Annotated in this window: 17 protein-coding genes; 16 read left to right on the forward strand and 1 reads right to left on the reverse strand. The window is 54.6% G+C overall.

Annotated features, from left to right (window positions below):
• Positions 1 to 127: 127 nt before the first annotated feature.
• The 14 genes from GP473_RS02910 (at position 128) to GP473_RS02975 (ending at position 15,453) form a co-directional block, all read left to right on the forward strand.
• Positions 128 to 1,966 carry an AMP-dependent synthetase/ligase gene (locus tag GP473_RS02910; protein ID WP_186277113.1) on the forward strand — a complete coding sequence of 613 codons (1,839 nt, stop codon included), beginning with the start codon at positions 128 to 130 and terminating at the stop codon, positions 1,964 to 1,966.
• A 273-nt stretch (positions 1,967 to 2,239) separates the two neighbouring features.
• Entirely contained in the window at positions 2,240 to 2,980 is a 741-nt protein-coding gene (locus GP473_RS02915) for a hypothetical protein (RefSeq protein ID WP_186277114.1), read from the forward strand.
• Between the two features lie 167 nt (positions 2,981 to 3,147).
• Entirely contained in the window at positions 3,148 to 4,371 is a 1,224-nt protein-coding gene (gene hemW / locus GP473_RS02920) for a radical SAM family heme chaperone HemW (RefSeq protein ID WP_222104969.1), read from the forward strand.
• Between the two features lie 15 nt (positions 4,372 to 4,386).
• Positions 4,387 to 5,412, forward strand: a complete 1,026-nt coding sequence (hrcA, locus tag GP473_RS02925) for a heat-inducible transcriptional repressor HrcA (protein WP_186277116.1) — start codon at positions 4,387 to 4,389, stop codon at positions 5,410 to 5,412.
• A gap of 133 nt (positions 5,413 to 5,545) precedes the next feature.
• A complete protein-coding gene (gene dnaJ, locus GP473_RS02930) occupies positions 5,546 to 6,697 on the forward strand; it encodes a molecular chaperone DnaJ (RefSeq protein ID WP_186277117.1) in 1,152 nt (383 codons plus the stop codon).
• Positions 6,698 to 7,438, forward strand: a complete 741-nt coding sequence (locus GP473_RS02935) for a 16S rRNA (uracil(1498)-N(3))-methyltransferase (protein WP_186277118.1) — start codon at positions 6,698 to 6,700, stop codon at positions 7,436 to 7,438. It begins immediately after the preceding gene.
• Position 7,439: 1 nt separating this feature from the next.
• The gene (locus GP473_RS02940) at positions 7,440 to 8,486 is read left to right on the forward strand and encodes a PhoH family protein (RefSeq protein ID WP_186277119.1); all 1,047 of its coding nucleotides are present in this window, start codon (positions 7,440 to 7,442) and stop codon (positions 8,484 to 8,486) included.
• Positions 8,487 to 8,488: 2 nt separating this feature from the next.
• Positions 8,489 to 9,097: an rRNA maturation RNase YbeY gene (gene ybeY, locus GP473_RS02945; RefSeq protein ID WP_246394882.1), complete on the forward strand. Its 609-nt coding sequence runs from the start codon at positions 8,489 to 8,491 to the stop codon at positions 9,095 to 9,097.
• 3 nt (positions 9,098 to 9,100) lie between these two features.
• Positions 9,101 to 10,549 (forward strand): hemolysin family protein, encoded by a 1,449-nt coding sequence (locus GP473_RS02950; RefSeq protein WP_185769321.1) that lies wholly within the window; start codon positions 9,101 to 9,103, stop codon positions 10,547 to 10,549.
• 14 nt (positions 10,550 to 10,563) lie between these two features.
• Positions 10,564 to 11,616 carry a GTPase Era gene (gene era, locus GP473_RS02955; protein ID WP_246394883.1) on the forward strand — a complete coding sequence of 351 codons (1,053 nt, stop codon included), beginning with the start codon at positions 10,564 to 10,566 and terminating at the stop codon, positions 11,614 to 11,616.
• A 227-nt stretch (positions 11,617 to 11,843) separates the two neighbouring features.
• The gene (locus GP473_RS02960; protein ID WP_185769322.1) at positions 11,844 to 12,638 is read left to right on the forward strand and encodes a hypothetical protein; all 795 of its coding nucleotides are present in this window, start codon (positions 11,844 to 11,846) and stop codon (positions 12,636 to 12,638) included.
• A gap of 40 nt (positions 12,639 to 12,678) precedes the next feature.
• Complete coding sequence (gene recO, locus GP473_RS02965; protein ID WP_186277120.1) at positions 12,679 to 13,473, forward strand: DNA repair protein RecO; 795 nt, start codon at positions 12,679 to 12,681, stop codon at positions 13,471 to 13,473.
• Positions 13,474 to 13,523: 50 nt separating this feature from the next.
• Positions 13,524 to 14,264: an isoprenyl transferase gene (locus GP473_RS02970; RefSeq protein WP_281381141.1), complete on the forward strand. Its 741-nt coding sequence runs from the start codon at positions 13,524 to 13,526 to the stop codon at positions 14,262 to 14,264.
• A gap of 31 nt (positions 14,265 to 14,295) precedes the next feature.
• Complete coding sequence (locus GP473_RS02975) at positions 14,296 to 15,453, forward strand: VIT1/CCC1 transporter family protein (protein ID WP_186277256.1); 1,158 nt, start codon at positions 14,296 to 14,298, stop codon at positions 15,451 to 15,453.
• 145 nt (positions 15,454 to 15,598) lie between these two features.
• On the opposite strand, the gene GP473_RS02980 is transcribed toward GP473_RS02975, so the two are convergent.
• A complete protein-coding gene (locus GP473_RS02980; protein ID WP_185769324.1) occupies positions 15,599 to 16,030 on the reverse strand; it encodes a Fur family transcriptional regulator in 432 nt (143 codons plus the stop codon).
• A gap of 580 nt (positions 16,031 to 16,610) precedes the next feature.
• On the opposite strand from GP473_RS02980, the gene GP473_RS02985 reads away from it, so the two are divergent.
• Complete coding sequence (locus GP473_RS02985) at positions 16,611 to 17,990, forward strand: glycine--tRNA ligase (RefSeq protein WP_186277121.1); 1,380 nt, start codon at positions 16,611 to 16,613, stop codon at positions 17,988 to 17,990.
• Positions 17,991 to 18,056: 66 nt separating this feature from the next.
• Complete coding sequence (locus tag GP473_RS02990) at positions 18,057 to 18,599, forward strand: hypothetical protein (protein ID WP_186277122.1); 543 nt, start codon at positions 18,057 to 18,059, stop codon at positions 18,597 to 18,599.
• Positions 18,600 to 18,704: the final 105 nt, after the last annotated feature.

Genomic DNA, 18,704 nt, shown 5'->3' on the forward strand with positions numbered 1-18,704 from the left:
CTAATATATGTTTGTAGAAGTGAACGTCACGTTTGGCTCAGACTAGAGCCTAGGTATGCCCGCGTCTAGATTCACCGCGAGATATCCGTGACAGGTAACAGCGAGAAGTAAGGTAACGAGGAGAATAATGACCACGACGGAATACACGTCTGAGGCTCTTTACACTGTGGGCGAGAATGAGACCCTCATTTCTGCCCTGCGCGATCTTCAAGCAGAAAAGCCAAACCTAGTGACGTTTAACCGACCTGTGAACTTTGATTGGGAGCAGGTCACTGTCACGCAGTTCCTTAACGAGGTTTATGCAGTGGCCAAGGGGCTGATTGCCAACGGTCTCGAGGCAGGCGAGCGTGTGGTTATCATGTCCAACACTCGTTATGAGTGGATCCTGGCGGACTTCGCCATTCAGGCATGCGGAGCTACCTCCGTGCCAATCTACCCATCCTCTTCCACCAGCCAGTGTGAGTGGATCATCCAAGACTCCGGTGCTGTGCTGGCCTTTGCTGAGGACTCGGAGCACTCTACTCGTCTGAACACTTTCGTGAAGGAAGGGGAGCGCCAGCCAGATACTGCACATCTGAACCGCGTCTTCACCTTCAATCAGAATGCGATTGCTGATCTGGTTAAGGAGGGTGAAGAGGCCGGTATTCCTCAGGAGGAGATCGACAAGCGTATCGCAGGGATGAGTTCCGCGACGATCAACTCCATCGTGTACACCTCTGGAACAACCGGACGCCCCAAGGGTTGCATGTTGGATCATGAAAACTGGCTGTCTGAGGTACGTACCCTCCTGACCAATCCAATTGGTTCTTTCGCTGGTGAAGGCCATGGTGCCCTCATGTTCCTGCCGTTGGCTCACGTGCTTGCGCGCGCAGTGTCGTACACCGTTATTCTCGGTGGCTCTGAACAGACCTACTGGTCAGATATGGACACTTTGGTCGCTGAATTCCAGCGTGCACAGCCACACATGATCTTAGGTGTTCCTCGGATTTTCGAGAAGGTTCACGCTGGTGCGAAAGCTAAGGCAAATGAGGCCGGCGGACTCAAGGCAAAGATCTTCGCCCTGGCGGAAAAGACCGCTACGGATTACTCCAAGGCTTTGGATACCCAGGAAGGCCCTGGTTTTGCTCTGAAGGCCCGCCGAGCTCTGTATGACAAGCTGGTGTACTCCACCTTGCGCGCTGCTCTCGGTGGACGTCTGCTGTACTGCATCTCCGGCGGTTCCGCATTGAACCCCGAGCTTATGCACTTCTTCCGCGGTGTGGGCGTGAAGATCTTCGAAGGCTATGGCTTGACTGAGTCCACAGCTGCTGTCGCAGTGAACTCGGATCCAGACAACATTATCGGAACCGTGGGTAAGCCGGTCGGTGGTAATACCGTCCGCATTGCCGAAGATGGCGAGATTGAGCTCAAGGGTTCTGTGGTCTTTAAGGGTTATTGGCAGAACGAGGAGGCCACAAAGAAGGACTTTACGGAGGACGGCTTCTACAAGACGGGCGACCTCGGTAGCTTGCTACCATCCGGCCACCTGAAGATCACGGGTCGTAAAAAGGAAATCCTGGTTACCGCCGGTGGTAAGAACGTGTCCCCAGGACCTCTGGAAGATATCTTGCGTTCTGCGCCTATTATCTCTCAGGCCATGGTGGTGGGTGATGACCAGAAGTTTGTGGGGGCATTGATCACGCTGGACGAAGATGCCGTTGCTCGTTTCAAGAAGGACAATGGTATTCCAGAAAACACCTCGGTGCGTGAACTGGCTAAGAACCCTGTTTTGCGTTCCCATGTGCAGGATGCAATTAACGAAGCGAACCAGACCGTGTCTTCCGCCGAGGGCATCAAGAAGTTCCGCATCCTGCACCGTGACTTCACCGAGGAAGACGGAGAAATCACTCCATCCATGAAGATTAAGCGTTTCGCGATCGCTGAGCATTTCTCTCGCGACATTGCGAAGATCTACTCCGGTAAGTAAAACGACGATCCGGTTCGGTACGAGGGGTGTTGATCCACCTGTGTAGCGAACCGTCACGGGTCAGCGGCGCAGGAGAGATCTAACGTGGTGAAAGTTGATGCCTTGAGAGCTTTTCGGCAAAACTTTTACCACTAACAACGGCCACGCCTCCACGATGAGGGCGTGGCCTTGTTTTATGGTGGCTTGCGTGGATAAAAGCACTGCTCAACAGCAGTGATTTTTGACTGCCGAGACGTAAGAGGATTCACAACACCCGGGAGAGGAGTGTGAGGCGTGCACTATAATGCCACTCTGCGCGTCCGCGAGCTCACCCAGAATATTTACGATATCGGCGACGAAATTTCCCAGCATATCGACCATGTGGCGCAAGCGATGGCTGACTGGGATCCCGAACTTGTCCAGGATTGCCTCATGGAACTGGATGAGGCGGTGACGGAATGTCGGTGCGAGGTGCGTCCGCAATTATCTGAGCTTAATGGCCTACGCCAGGCATTTGTGTCCGGAGTGCGTTCAGGCGAGATGTCAGGACGCGCCCGTTCCTATGCGCAAGAAGGACACGCTTCTTATGCACACCCTGGTCGCACTCTCACCTTCATGCACAAGGGCAGCGCCTCGGTTGCAGGAGTGGCGTCGGAAAATATAAAAAATACGGCGGTGATGACCACCCTTTGTGAGCCAGAATCTATGGCATCTACCGCGACGTGGCGCCTCTGGATGCGATCCAGTTGCGAGAATCTGATCAAAGAACTCGATGAACTTGCTGAATGGGTAGTTCAACAAACCGAAAAGGCACTCGAGGCTCAGTCGGTACTGTTACCACAAGCCTATTCCAAGGCTCGTCAGCAAACTATTGAGATCGCCGGCCGCTTCGGTGCGATTATCGACCGTCAGCCGCAGCTGGCTCAGTCAATGCGTGGTGAAGCTCCGCCGGAGTTTCTAGAAGACCGCGCTCGGATTGATGCCGTAGTGGCGCGTCTACAGCAGCGCCGCGCGGCAAGCGACACGGCGGTATGACCTCTGGGCAAGCACACCGTGGCTACACTTCCAACGGTGACAACCAGCGTGAAGACCCGTGGGTCGTGGACTGACTAAGGCTTCTCAGCAGCGGCCCGACCGACGTCACACCTCGACGCCCAGCTAGGGAGGCTTCCACTATTAGCTCCACCATGAAAGTGGCAGACATGGCATATGGCCTTTACATACACGTTCCATTCTGTAGTGCCCGCTGCGGCTATTGCGATTTCAACACCTACACTCCACTGGAATTAGGCGATTCACACGGCACGAGTGTGCACGGTTATTTGCGTGCCTTGGAAGTGGAACTGGAACAAGCTGCGTTGCGATGGGACGTGCCTGCAGACTGGCAGGGTGTACAGACCGTATTTTTCGGAGGAGGGACTCCATCGATGCTCGGCTACCAGGGATTGGCTCGGGCTCTGCGAGCGGTCAAACGCACGGTGGGACTCGCCCCGGGTGCGGAAGTGACCACGGAATCGAACCCAGAGTCTACAGATGCTCAGTTCTTCGACAAGCTCCGGGAAGAAGGCTTTACACGTATCTCACTAGGAATGCAGTCCGTGGCTGGACACGTGCTCAAAGTATTGGAGCGTAAACACACCCCGGGTAGGCCAGTTGCTGCAGCGAAGGAGGCAATGGCCGCAGGTTTTGAACATGTGAATCTGGATCTCATTTATGGAACTCCCACGGAAACCGAGGATGATCTTCGCGCTTCCCTGGATGCAGTTGTGGAAGCGGGAGTGGACCACGTCAGTGCTTATTCTCTGATCGTTGAGGATGGCACCGCGATGGCAAGAAAAGTTCGTCGTGGTGAGCTACCGGCACCCGACGACGACGCATTGGCCGATCGCTACGAAATTATCGACGCCACTCTGCGTGAACATGGTTTTTCTTGGTACGAAGTATCCAATTGGTCCAAGCCCGGGGGTGAATGCCGCCACAACCTCATTTATTGGCGCGGAGGACAGTGGTGGGGCGCCGGGCCGGGAGCCCATGGATGCGTACGCATCAAAGAGGGCATGTGGGGGCACAATAGTGACGTCATAGAACAAGCTCACCCTGGCCTGACCCGCACGATTAACGCCAAGCATCCCTCCACCTACTTCAATAAGTTGGTAGGGGAAGAGGCACAGCGGTCTCCAGGCGGTGCTGTCATTACTACAGAAATGCTTACCCCGAAAGATGTGCGCACTGAGCGGGTCATGCTTGGTCTGCGGCTTGCTGAAGGGGTAGAGCTGGAGGCCACTCCAGACGTGGACAGAGTCGTTGAGCGCTATATTCACATGGGATTGTTGGAACGCAAAGCTGGCCAGAGGGTTTGTTTGACACATAAGGGCAGGTACCTGGCGGACGGTATTGTGACAGATATCATTCTTGCGCAAGATTAGGAGGTCGTCGGGAGTATGTCGGCAGGAACGGAGCAACGGCGCAATGAGGTATTGCGCGCGATTGTCTCGGACTTCATCTCCACGCAAGAGCCGGTGGGCTCAAAAGCGTTGGTTGATAGGCATAAGCTTGGCGTCTCTTCCGCAACTATTCGCAATGACATGGCGGTTTTGGAAGCCGAGGGGTATATCACCCAACAGCACACCAGTTCCGGCCGTATCCCCACAGCAAAGGGTTACCGTCGTTTCGTTGACGCAATCCATGAGGTCAAGCCACTCAGCCGCGCAGAGAAGCGTGCGATTTTGGATTTCTTAGAAAACGGAGTGGATCTTGAAGATGTTCTGCGCCGCAGTGTGCAGTTGCTTGCGCAACTGACCCGTCAGGTGGCCGTAGTGCAGCTGCCGGACTTGCGTGTTGGGCGAGTAAAACACTGCGAAGTGGTGCCCCTGGCTTCCCAAAGGCTGTTGCTGGTACTCATTACAGATACTGGCAGGGTAGATCAGCGCAACGTGGATCTGGCAGAGCCGCTTAGCGATGACGATGCAGTTCGGTTGCGCGAACTCGTAAACAAAGCAATGGTGGGAAGAACTCTGGATGAAGCCTGCGCCCAGATTGCGAAAGTCGCTCAGGAGGCGAAGTCACGCACTACCGCAGCGGAGTTATGCGACGCCATTGTGGCCGTTTCTACGGTTCTTGTGGAAACCTTGCTGGAGAGGCCCAACGAGAAACTCATCCTCGCTGGAACTTCGAACCTTATGGGGGTGGGGGATTTAGCTCCGGTTCTTGAGGCGCTAGAGGAACAGGTAGTGATGCTCAAGATGCTTAATGGGGTGCGTGACATGCACTGGCAGGTGTCTATCGGCGAAGAAAATGAGGACGAAGAACTCCGCAAGGCGTCTGTTATTTCTGCAGGCTATGGAAGCTCCACAACTGTGTTGGGAGGAATGGGAGTGGTAGGGCCGACCCACCTGGACTACCCGGGTACCATTTCTAGCGTGACTGCCGTGGCACATTACGTCTCGCGCATCTTGGCGGGGGAATAGGGCTGAGCTTGTCATCGGGGGTAGACTGTGTGAGTTGCTCGCACAATACTGCACGCGGTGCTTCTGTGTGCAACTTCTATGTGAAAAGAAAACTGACTGGATACTAATTGTTCCAAAGGGGCGTTAACTCAAAGTGGCTCGAGATTACTACGGCATTCTCGGTGTGGACCGCGATGCCACTGATGCCGAAATTAAAAAGGCCTACCGCAAGCTGGCACGCAAGTACCATCCGGATGTGAATTCTACGGACGAAGCGGCGGAAAAGTTCCGTGAGGCATCTTTGGCTCAGGAAGTGCTCACGGACCCCCAAAAGCGTGCCATTGTGGATGCTGGTGGAGATCCTGAAGAGCAAGGGGGGCAGCCCGGTGGCTTCGGCGGCGGTTTTGCTGGAGCTGCCGGAGGTTTCGGGGACATCTTCGATGCATTTTTCGGGGGAGCGGCTGGCGGAGCACAGCGTGGTCCCCGCGTGTCTCGTGTACGAGCAGGTAACGATGCTTTGCTGCATATGGAGATCAGCTTGGAAGAGGCATTTACTGGGGTGACCAGGGAGGTCACCGTGGATACGGCCGTGCTCTGTGAGGCATGTCAAGGCTCGGGTTCTAAGACTAAATCGAAGCCTGTGACGTGCCCAACGTGTCATGGGCAAGGGCAGGTCATGGAAATACAGAATTCCATTCTGGGCCGTGTACAGGTGGCGCGCACGTGTACCCGCTGTCAGGGCACGGGGGAGATCGTGAAGGATCCATGCGAGAACTGCGGTGGCGATGGCCGTGTCCGTGCTCGACGTGACCTCTCTATCTCCGTTCCTGCGGGTATCGCTGATGGAATGCGGATACGGTTGGCGGGCAAGGGAGAAGTCGGTCCTGGTGGTGGCCCGAATGGAAACATTTACGTGGATATCTCCGTGGCTGAGCATGCCCACTTCTTGCGGGACGGTGACGATCTGCATGTGACCATTCAAGTTCCGGCGCTCGACGCGACCTTGGGCACCGACGTGGAAGTTCCGATGCTCGATGATTCTGTGTCTACGGTGACTGTTCCGGCAGGTACTCAGCCAAATTCAACGATCCGTATGGACGGTATGGGTATGCCTCGTCTGCGCCGTGAGGGATATGGTCACCTCGTCGCCCACGTTGATGTCACTATCCCCACCGAGTTGGATCGTGCTTCCGAAGACCTTTATGAGCAGCTGCGGCATCATTCCAAGGACTCTGTCGCAGTGGCGTCAAAGAATGACGAACCAGGTGGGTTGTTCTCCCGTTTGCGCTCTAAGTTTGGCCGTTAGATGACAGACCCCGTCTTTATCCACCCGTTGCCTGATTCCTGTGCAGCAGGGCAGGTGTTTGAATTGTCCGGTGCGGAAGCTCGTCACACTGAGGTCAAACGTATGCGTGATGGCGAGTCATTGGTGGTATCCGATGGAGTGGGACGCGCGGTGCGTGGCTGTTGGATAGGTGGCCGGGTGGAAGTGCGTGAGGTGCTGGCTGTGGCGCAGCCTCGCCCGCGTGTGAGCGTGGTGCAGGCGATTCCAAAATCTGAGCGGGCTGAGCTCGCCGTGGATCTCATGACTCAGGCCGGCGCTGATCGAATCATTCCGTGGGCGGCTTCGAGGAGCATAGCCAAGTGGGATGGTAAAGAGAAAAAAGCACGTTTGAAATGGGAAAATGCTGCGCGTTCTGCTGCGAAACAGGCGCGTCGTCTCCTCGTTCCCGAGGTGACGGAGCAACTTAAGCATCCCTCGGATCTCGGCGCTCTCATCAGCGACGCCCACTCACCCCGTGTCTTGGTCCTCCACGAATCTGCCACGACATCCATTGCTGAGGTTGATCTCGACGCGGATGAGATCGTTCTCGTGGTGGGACCTGAAGGCGGGATCAGTGATGACGAACTGTCTGCCTTTGCAAAATATGGTGGACAGCCCATCGTCTTGGGCCCACAGGTTCTGCGTACAGCAAGCGCCGCTGCAGTAGCGTTGGGCGCCCTTGGGGTGCTCACACCGCGGTGGAGGAAGGCTACAATCGGCTGACATGACATCCTCTAATACACGAACCCGTGTGGCCAGCACTACGGTGGAACTCGATCCCGACGCAGTACTTATGGTCGCCGGTCCGGCGGATGAGAACCTGCGGGTACTTGAGGATGCCATGGATGCGGATATCCTCACACGCGGTAACCATATCCATATCCGGGGCGAGGCCTCCGAGGTATCCCGAGCACGGAGGGTGCTGCAGGAGCTTATAAATATGGCTCACCGGGGCAGCCCGATCAGCCCAGAAACTACCCGCCGGGTGGTGGCGCTCGTTGAACAGCAGTCCGATATCTCTTTTGCAGATGCGACCACTCCGGCAGCTCCGATTGTCAGCTATCGCGGGAAAACGGTGCGGCCGAAGACCCTGGGGCAGCGTGAATACGTCGATGCAATCGACGACAATACCGTGGTTATCGGCAGTGGACCGGCTGGCACTGGAAAAACCTATTTGGCGATGGCAAAGGCCGTGCAGGCATTGCAGAATAAGGATGTCAACCGCATTATTTTGACCCGTCCAGCTGTGGAAGCTGGAGAGAAGTTGGGTTTTCTGCCGGGCACCTTGGGGGACAAGATCAACCCGTATCTCCGCCCGCTCCACGATGCATTGCGTGAGATGGTTGATCCAGAGTCGATCCCGCGTTTGATGGAGACAGGTGTGGTTGAAGTCGCCCCGTTGGCATATATGCGCGGGCGCACCCTCAACAACAGCTTCGTCATCCTGGACGAGGCTCAGAATACAACGCCCGCACAGATGAAGATGTTTCTCACCCGCTTGGGGTTCGGCTCCAAAATGGTGGTGACGGGGGACATGACACAAGTGGATCTTCCTGGAAAGCAAGAGTCTGGCCTCAACGTGGCACAGAAAATTCTTCACGATGTTCCTGGCGTGCATATTGCCCGGTTAGACAACGATGATGTTGTACGTCACCACCTCGTCGGGCGCATTGTCGACGCCTATGATCGCTTCGAAGCAGAGGAGCAGCTGCGTCGAGAAGATGAAGAGGAAGCACGCGCAGAACGCATGGCACAGAGGAAGGGCAAGTAGCGGTGAGTATCGAGGTATTTAACGAATCCGGTCGCGGTGAAGTCAACGAGGAAGAGCTGATCGATGTCGCGCGCTACGCACTCTGGACCATGGATGTGCACTCTGCTGCGGAGCTGTCGATCCACATCGTCGACGAGGAAACCATCGCTGACCTCCACATGCGATGGATGGATCTGCCTGGACCCACGGACGTGATGAGCTTTCCGATGGATGAATTAACCCCAGGCTGGGGCAGGAAGGATGGTCCTTCACCGTCGCCGGCGATGCTCGGAGACATCATGCTGTGCCCTGATTTTGCTGAAGGACAAGCACAGAGGGCGGGGCATTCCCTGGCCCATGAATTGGATTTGCTCACTGTGCACGGCGTGCTGCACCTGCTGGGTTTTGACCACGTTACCCCGGAAGAAGAGCAGAAGATGTTCGCTCTGCAGAATGAGATTCTGGCTAACTGGTATGACTCCCAAGAGGAACGAGGAGTGAAGTTTGCGCCGAAACCAACGGGAGCGGCTGCTTTCCCCTCGGCTGCTGATCGAGATGATACAAGCGGGATGGCGCGTCCTCATGCTGCTGATGGTGGCAGCGATGAGCCGGCTGATGAGGGCGACGCATAACGCATGGATACGCTAACTTTCGTCGGAATTCTCATTGGCTTTCTTACCCTCGCATTCGGCGGCGTGATTTCACTGATGGAGACCGCCGTGGGTTCCATCTCTTTGGCGCGCGTGGAGAACCTCGTCAAAGAGGAAAGGCACGGGTCAGAGCGGCTGTTGCGGGTAGTCACCGAGAAAGCCAAGCACGTGAACCTGTTGGTCCTGCTGCGTACGGTCGCCGAAGTCACCGGCGCTGTGATGACCACAGCAGTGCTCCTTCGGGTGGTGGAGAAAGACACCTGGGCAATAGTGTGGGCAGTGTTGGTGGTCACCCTGTACCAATTCGTTGTGATCGGCGTGCTATCTCGCACTTTGGGGCGCAAGAATCCCTACACCATTTCTTTAAAATGTGCTCCCGTCCTGTTGGGTCTGTCCAAGATTTTTGGTTTGCTGGCGTGGCTGCTGGTGAAGGCCGGTAATGTTCTGACCCCGGGTGAGGGTTTCCGTGATGGCCCCTTTGCCACGGAGATCGAACTGCGCGAAATGGTGGACATTGCCTCTGAACGCGGCATTGTGGAATCCGACGAACGTCGTATGATCCAGTCGGTTTTTGACCTGGCAGATACCACTGCCCGCACCGTCATGGTACCGCGCCCAGAAATGCTATGGATTGAGCAAGACAAAACTGTGAGCCAGGCGCTGAACCTGTGCATCCGCTCAGGGCATTCCCGGGTTCCGGTTATAGGCGAGGACGTGGATGACGTGGTGGGAGTGGCCTACCTCAAAGATCTCATCGCGCATGTTCACCGTGCGTCGGAGGAAGAGCGGCGTTTGCCCGTGCGAGATTTCATGCGTTCCGCGAAGTTCGTGCCGGATTCGCGTTTGCTGGATGACTTATTGGAGGAGATGCAGCGGGAGCAAATTCACTTGGCGATGTTGGTCGATGAATATGGTGCTATTGCTGGTCTCATCTCCATGGAGGACATCCTGGAAGAGATCGTGGGCGAGATTTCTGATGAATATGACTCCTCTGACGCTGCCCCGGTGGAGGATCTTGGAGATGGCAGCTACCGCGTGCTTGCACGGCTGAGTCTCGATGAGGTGGAGGAGTTGTTTAATGACCCGGAGATGGTCAGCGATTTAGACCGTCAGCGGGAGAGCGAAGGTGGCGACCATGCGGAGCCGGAGAACAAAGAACCTCGCGAGGGTGATCTGGACGCACTAGAATCCCAGGCAGAGATTCCAGACATTGAATTCTCCGCTGAACAGCATGAGGAAGTGGATACCGTCGCCGGTCTCGGAGCATATGAGTTGGGACGCGTGCCACTACCAGGTGCGGAGATTAGCACGGCCGGCTTGCATTTCCGTTTCGAGGGCGGGAAAGACCGCCGTGGGCGTATGAAGATCCGCAGTGCGGTGGTTCGCCGTGAACCTTTCATCGACGCTACAAATGATCACAACCGCGACAGCTAAAAACAAGGATGGATATGACCTCTGACCCACGGGATGGAGCCGAAGCTCCACAGAAGCAGGCAGATGCCCCAGAGTTTCCAGCGTTTATGGAAGACAACGCGTTGAGCGATGCGCCCGTGGAAGCTGTCTCGTTGACAGATGCCGCGTCGGTTCCCGCAGATTTTGCAGCCCCCGAAGGTTTTCGTTCGGGTTTTGTGAGCTTTGTTGGCCGACCAAATACCGGTAAGTCCACACTAACCAATGCCTTGGTTGGGGAAAAAATAGCTATCACGGCTGATCAACCTGAGACCACACGCCATCCTATCCGCGGTATAGTTCATCGTCCTCGCGCCCAGATTATTTTGGTAGACACGCCGGGCCTGCACCGCCCGCGTACTCTGCTGGGCGAACGTCTGAATGAAATCGTCAAGGACACGTATTCCGACGTGGATCTTATCTGTATGTGCGTGCCAGCCGATGAAAAGATCGGGCCGGGTGATCGCTGGATCGTGGATGCTGTTCGCAAAGTTGCTCCACGCACACCTCTGATTGGTGTGGTGACTAAGTTAGACAAGGTCTCAAAGGATCGAGTCGGCGAGCAGCTTCTCGCATTGCATGAATTGCTGGGCGGCGCGGACGTAGTTCCCGTGTCCGCCACTAAAGATGTGCAGCTTGAGGTATTGAAAGACGTCCTGACAGAGCATTTGCCGGAAGGGCCGAAATTCTACCCGGATGACCATGTCACTGATGATGACCGAGACACCCGCATGGCTGAGCTGATTCGAGAGGCTGCTTTGGCAGGTCTTCATGATGAGCTGCCACATTCTGTCGCTGTTCAGATTGATGAAGTGATGCCGAGCCCCACCCGCGAGGGCGTACTTAATGTCCATGCAGTGATCTTCGTAGAACGTGAGGGACAAAAGGCGATCCTTCGTGGCAAAGGTGGGCGCCGCCTGTCGAAAACCGTGCATGATGCGCGCAAGGAGATCATCGACTTGGTGGGACAGAATGTGTATTTGGATGTGAGACTCAAGGTAGCGAAGAATTGGCAGTCTGATCCAAAGCAGTTGGGGCGCATGGGGTTCTAGTTTTCATTATAGGAAGAACACTTTTTGGTCTGTGTATATCCATTGTGATCAGGAGTTTTGGGTTGTAGTGCCTGTCTGCTGGTGAACCTTCGGGGGGGGGGGAGCCTTCCTTGAAGAATATTTCGACAAACGAAGAATTTTCTCAGATAATCAAAGATGTTACTAACCAAAGAACATTCTTTTGGTTGTAATTTTAGAGATTTTGGGCTTTATCTATGGAGGTTCTAATGGCAACTACTGATATTTTGCTTGCTCCGGGCGAACGTGGGCTTTACAGCAGATCTTTTAGACCAAATCTGGTTCTTTTCTGGCTCCGTACGCAAATGGTTGTAACTAACAAGCGCATTGCGGTGAAGTATCCGAATACGGTTCTTGGCGTGATCCCGCTAGGTTTCGAGGAGCGTTCGATGCCTATGGGGTCGGTTGCTGGAGTTACCACTTCATTTAAAGTGTTCCTCGGTCCTCTCCTTTTTCATAGTTTTCTCGCTTTAATTTTCTTTATATTAATGTTCAATGGAGGTGTAGGATTTAATTCGCTTTTGTTTTTGATTTTATTCTCCCTTTTTGCAGCGTTTGCGGCTAGCGCTATTCGTTCTTCAATGGTTGTCACTAATAACGGCGGAGGTATTCAAACGAATACCGTTTCCTTCCTAGAGAAGGGAGCTTTGGAGGATTTCAAGAACAAGGCTAATGAGATTATCTACTCTGCCTCTGACGGCGGAACTTCTTGGACTGACAGCTATCGCGACAATTCCCAAGGTTTTCAAAATGCGATCGGTGGTCAGCAACAGTTTGGTCAACAACAGTACGGTCCTCAATCACACATTTATGGTGCTCAACAACAGTACGGTCCTCAATCACACAATTATGGGGCTCAACAACAGTTTGCTACATCTCAGAATTCCCAGCAGTCTTTCAGTAATCCTGAGTTTACTCGACCTCTGGAAGGTGGAGGTCAACATAATGACGGTCAGATCGGAGACGTAGCAAACAAGGCTAACGAAGCTTCTAATAACCAGTAGTAATCAAAGCTGTGCCGTTCGGGCTCCTATACTGGCTACCATGACGTCGGCACACTCAGCGCAACCAGCGCGACCTTCCGCGCCTCGTCGTCGTAGGGGATCTCGCCCTAGCTATCGAGACGAGGCGTTTGTGCTGCGTACCTACAAGCTAGGTGAGGCGGATCTGATCCTTGTGCTGTTGACTGCGGAGCACGGTGTGATCCGTGCGGTAGCCAAGGGGGCGCGTAAAACAACATCGCGTTTCGGGGCTCGGTTGGACCGCTTTTCGCGTGTCAACGTGCAGATTTATCCGTCATCTCAACCGGGCAATGCGGGGCTGGGGAAGCTGACCGACGCAGCTACGGTGGCTACCTATGCCCCAACAATTGTTGCGGATCCAGATCTTTTCTTCGCTGCTTCAGCATTGTTGGAAATGGCGTTAGTGTTCGCCGACTCTGATATTTTTTTCCTGCTCGACGTTACACTGTCCACCTTGGCCAAGCCTGAACTCGTGTTGCCACCGGTCTCGGTTGTTGATCAATTCGTCCTTCATTGTCTTGAACAAGCAGGATGGGCACCCTCGCTTGTGGACTGCGCACAGTGTGGAAAACGGGGGCCTCACCGTGCCTTTCACCCCTTAGCTGGCGGTGCGGTATGTGCATTGTGTCGGCCGCCAGGAGCGATCACTCCTCCAACGGAAGCTGTGCATGTTCTATGGCTATTGTCTAATAGACGTGATCAACAGGCCGGCGAGATTTTACGGGATAAGGATATAGCCGCCGCGGCTCATGAGCTCTTGCTCAGCCATGTGAGGAATCACGTGGAGGCGCCGTGTAAGGCATATGGTGCTTTGTAGAACCAAAAATTGTGTTTTGCCCTGCGCGATGTTTTGGCAAGATAGTAAGGGTGAGTTTACCTGAGATTGAGCGTTCATCCATCCCCTCGGAATTGATACCGCGCCATATCGCGCTAGTTATGGACGGTAATGGGCGTTGGGCGGAAGAACGCGGAATGGCTCGTACCGAGGGGCACAAACGCGGCGAAGCAGTGCTTGTGTCCTTAGTGGAGGAGTGCATCGAACTGGGGGTGGACTATCTGTCCGCGTACGCATTCTCTACGGAGAACTGGCGTCGGTCAGCCGACGAAGTGCGTTTTTTGATGGGCTTTAACCGTGACGTGTTACGTCGCCAGCGTGACTACCTCAATTCCTTGGGGGTGCGCGTGCGTTGGGCTGGGCGGCGTCCTCGCCTGTGGCGTTCGGTCATTTCGGAGCTGGAAAAGGCCGAGGAATTAACAAAAGATAACACCACGATGACCCTAGCTATGTGCGTTAATTACGGTGGTAGAGCAGAAATCGTGGATGCAGCCCGTGCGATCTCCGAGGATGTTGCTAGGGGAGTGATGACACCACGTCAGGTCAATGAGTCCACGTTCGCGCAGTACCTTGATGAACCGGATATGCCAGACGTCGATCTTTTCCTACGTCCGTCGGGGGAGATGCGCACCTCGAACTTCTTGCCATGGCAGTCCGTTTATGCGGAGATGGTGTACCAGGACGTGCTGTTTCCGGATTACACGCCTCATCACTTGCGTGCTGCCGTGTTGGAATACGCACAGCGAGACCGCCGATTCGGTGGCGTGAAGTAAGTCAGAGAGAAGGATTTCGCGCCCCATGATGATGTCCCCTAATCCCGCTGATCACCCTCATCGTGACACCTCTGACATCGAGCCCCACCCAACTCCGGTGGAACAGCCCACGCGCCGGCAAATTAATCGTTGGCGCAAGCATTTGGCCAATGAACGTGCCGAAGGTGCGGTCTACAGAGAATTGGCGAGGAAGAAGACGGGGGAGGAGCGCGATATTCTTCTCGCAATTGCTGAGGCCGAAGCTCGCCACGAGAAGTACTGGCGTAAGCGTTTGGGAGAACACGTAGGCATGCCGCGGCAGGCGAGTTTGAGCACCCGCATCATGGCATGGATGGCACGGCATTTTGGTTCGGTGTTTGTTCTGGCCATGATGCAGACTGCCGAGACCAGAAATGACTATGTGAAGGACACGGACGCGACCGAACAAATGATTGCCGATGAGGCAATACACGCTGAGGTTGTTCGTGGCTTAGCTGCTCGCGGTCGTGCGAAGATGTCAGGTGATTTTCGTGCTGCCATTTTTGGAGCTAATGATGGCTTGGTATCCAACCTCGCATTGGTATTGGGCATGGTCGGCACCGGAGTCAATGCCGCTGTGGTGTTGGTTACCGGCTTGACAGGTTTACTAGCCGGCGCGTTGTCCATGGCTGCAGGTGAGTACGTGTCAGTGAGTTCGCAAAAGGAATTGCTAGATGCAAATACTCCTGCGCCAGAGGCGACAGAATCGCTGCCGAAGTTAGACATGGAAGAAAACGAACTAGAGCTCGTGTACCGAGCGCGCGGGATGAGCGTAGAAGATGCAAAAGCCAAGGCGCAGCGCGTTTTTGAACAGATGACGCTCACTGGAGATCTACTAGATGGTTCGGATTCCGCCGGTGTGGACGATGTCGCCGCGGATGCCACGGAGCTAGGCGGTTCTGGCCTGTCCGCAGCAATTTCCAGTTTCTTGTGCTTCGGTGTGGGAGCCCTAATCCCCGTCATGCCTTATATCTTCGGCATGGAGGGAATGGCTGCGGCGGTTACTGCTTGTGTGTTGGTGGGAATCGTGTTGCTCATGACAGGAGCGATCGTCGGGGTGCTGTCCGGCGTTAGCCCAGCGAAACGTGCTGGACGTCAGCTCCTTATTGGTTATGGAGCCGCTGCCGTGACGTATGTGCTGGGAATGGCATTTGGAGTGAGTGTGGGATAGCTGCGACGGATTGGGCTGTTCGGTACGCTGCCGGTTGGATCCCGCTTGAGGCCGGGGTGTGGCGGATTGAGGTTGGGGGTTCGGCAGCTAGAGGTTATGGGCGGCGGCCTGCGGCCGAATTGCCGCGGCTTGCGGATGAAGGAAACTATTTGTCGACGCAGCTTTCGCAGAGTCCGAAAATTTCGGCTGTGTGGCCAGACTTCTTGAAGCCGTATTTTGCCGCGGTTTCTTCAGCCCACGCTTCGACGGGACCGCCATCGATTTCCACTGTGGTGCGGCAATTGGTGCAGACAAGGTGATGATGGTGAGTCTCCATTGCACAGCTGCGGTAGAGAGTTTCTCCAGAGCTGTCGTGAAGTGTGTCGATTGCTCCAAGATCAGAGAGCTGTTGCAATGTCCGGTAGACGGTGGTGAGCCCCACTTTTTGCCCGTTATTCGTGAGCATGAGATGGATATCCTGCGCAGACGCAAACGTGGTGATTCCTTCCAGTGCATCTTGAACCGCTGCGCGCTGGCGGGTGTTGCGTTGGCCAATTTTTGGGCGAGCGGATGGGGTTTTATTCGTGCGCGCTGGCATAGAAAGGTCTCCTGGAGCTGGTAGTGAAAACTATTCTCTACAGTAGACGGCACAACGTGTATTTTCAATAAGTTGCCAATAGTGGCTGTTGGCCTATGTGGTTTTGTGGATGCGTGAGATGTAAAAGTGAATAGTGGTGCGCCTGGTTCTAAAAGTTTTTGCCTCTGAAATGCATCAACACGGCATTCGCCTACTTTTCATTGAGTAATAACTTGACAACAGAGCTATATGTCCTATGATTGATGACAGTTCCTCCTCGGTGTGGCGTGATCCCCCCCTTCGCTTCACCGAATTAGCGGGGGAACAGGCCCCATTCTCTTCGGAGAACAGTGCGGCCGGGACCCGTGGTAAATCCCCCCTAACCACGGGTCCTTTTTATATTCAGCGAAGCTCCTTCTGAGGGCGCAGATCGGGACACCCAAATAAGCACAGCTGAGGGACGTGCACTGGTACCCAGTGAGTCTAGGTAACCCGTTCAGATAGCATGCTTCATAGCATCAATGGGTCGATAAAACAGAGTCACGCCATAGCGGCTAGGATGTGGTGGAGTAAGAAACAACTACAAGGAGTAGCGCTAAATATGGCCGGCACCATCGATGCTGTTGTAAACCTCGCCAAGCGTAGGGGACTCGTGTACCCCTGCGGAGAGATCTACGGTGGTACCCGCTCTGCCTGGGACTACGGTCCACTCGGCGTAGAGCTCAAGGAGAATATTAAACGCCAGTGGTGGCGCCACATGGTGACATCACGCAAAGATGTTGTGGGTTTAGACTCTTCTGTTATTCTGCCCCGTCGCGTGTGGGAAGTCTCTGGTCACGTCGATGTATTCACGGATCCGCTTGTAGAATCGCTTCATACCCATAAGCGGTACCGCGCTGATCACCTTCTCGAGGCCTATGAAGAAAAGCATGGGCATCCACCAGAGAATGGTCTCGCCGACATTAATGATCCGGAAACCGGCCAACCAGGAGCCTGGACGGAGCCTAAAGCTTTTTCCGGTTTGCTGAAGACTTTCTTGGGCCCCGTGGACGACGAAGAAGGTCTGCACTACCTTCGCCCAGAAACTGCGCAGGGAATTTTCGTTAATTTCAAGAACGTGATGACCACCTCGCGTCAGAAGCCACCTTTCGGCATTGCGCAAGTGGGCAAGTCGTTCCGTAACGAGATCACTCCCGGCAACTTCATCTTCCGCACTCGTGAATTTGAGCAGATGGAGATGGAGTTCTTCGTCAAGCCGGGTGAAGATGAGAAATGGCATCAGTACTGGATCGATAATCGTTTCCAATGGTACGTAGACCTCGGCATTGATCCGGAGAATCTACGGCTATACGAGCATCCACAGGAAAAGCTTTCCCACTACTCCAAGCGTACGGTTGACGTGGAGTATGCATTCCACTTCAAGGGTTCCAAGTGGGGCGAATTGGAGGGCGTGGCGAATCGCACCGACTATGACCTTCGTGTCCATTCCGAAGGTTCTGGTGAAGATTTGAGCTACTTTGAGCAGGAAAGTAATGAGCGTTGGATTCCGTACACTATTGAGCCCGCTGCCGGTTTGGGTCGCGCAATGATGGCATTCCTCGTTGATGCGTATGACGAGGAAGAAGTCCCCAACGCCAAGGGCGGAACGGATAAGCGCACTGTGCTGCGTTTGGATCGTCGTTTAGCTCCTGTGAAGGTGGCCGTGCTTCCGTTGTCGAAAAAGGACACGCTCACACCTACCGCGGAGAAAATCGCCGATCAATTACGTGGTCTTTGGTCTGTGGACTATGACACATCAGGTGCGATTGGTCGACGTTACCGCCGTCAGGATGAGATTGGTACACCTTTCTGTGTGACCGTGGATTTCGATACCCTCGAGGACGACGCAGTAACTGTCCGCGAACGCGACACCATGCAGCAAGAACGCATCAAACTGGAAGACTTGCAAGCATATCTCGCCGAGCGCCTCGCTGGCTGTTAAAGCATGCCGGTGGCTAAGTACCTCGTTGAGACCTGGTTAAGAGCCTGATAAAAACTAAGGACAAACGTGAATAGCGACATTCGCTGGGGACTCCCAGACGATGGGCATACTTTCCCGATTTATGCCGGCCCATCCAACGATCTCGATCGCGTAGCTGAATATGCTGACGAGCGAGGGGTGACGCACCTGCGTTTCGGCGGGGATACGTGGAATTTAGAAGCCGATCAGGATGCAGAGATTTCTGCCGAAACCGCCACCGGAAAGTGGACTGCTCGAGGTAATAAGGAGAGCTTTAAGAAATCCGACCGTTACGTCGTCCAGGCCGATCGGCATACCGTGGAGATAATCGCAGAGAGCTCCAAGAATTTTGTTCTCGATATCGACGGGCAAAAAGCCGGACAGTTCACCTCGAATGATCGAGGCCTGCGCAATCTTCATGTCGAGTTTGAGGGGCCAGGGGAGAAACTGCCTCTTGATGTACAGATATTCATCTCATGGGTAGCGCGCCGCTGTATGGAAGTCCGCATGGTCTCTAGCGTATGGGCCTGGACCATTCTCATGGTGATTTTTATTCCGATAGCCATCCTGTACTGGATCGGCGTCTTTTAAGCCGAGGTGAAACCCCTTCGCCACCTTTTGTGGTTGGGGTTCTTGGCGTGTGCCAGTGGGGTGCGGTATCGAGGGTGTCCTTGTGCTCGGTATCGGGGGATCGTT

Origin of the sequence: Corynebacterium anserum, from assembly GCF_014262665.1 — a bacterium.
Lineage (GTDB): Bacteria > Actinomycetota > Actinomycetes > Mycobacteriales > Mycobacteriaceae > Corynebacterium > Corynebacterium anserum.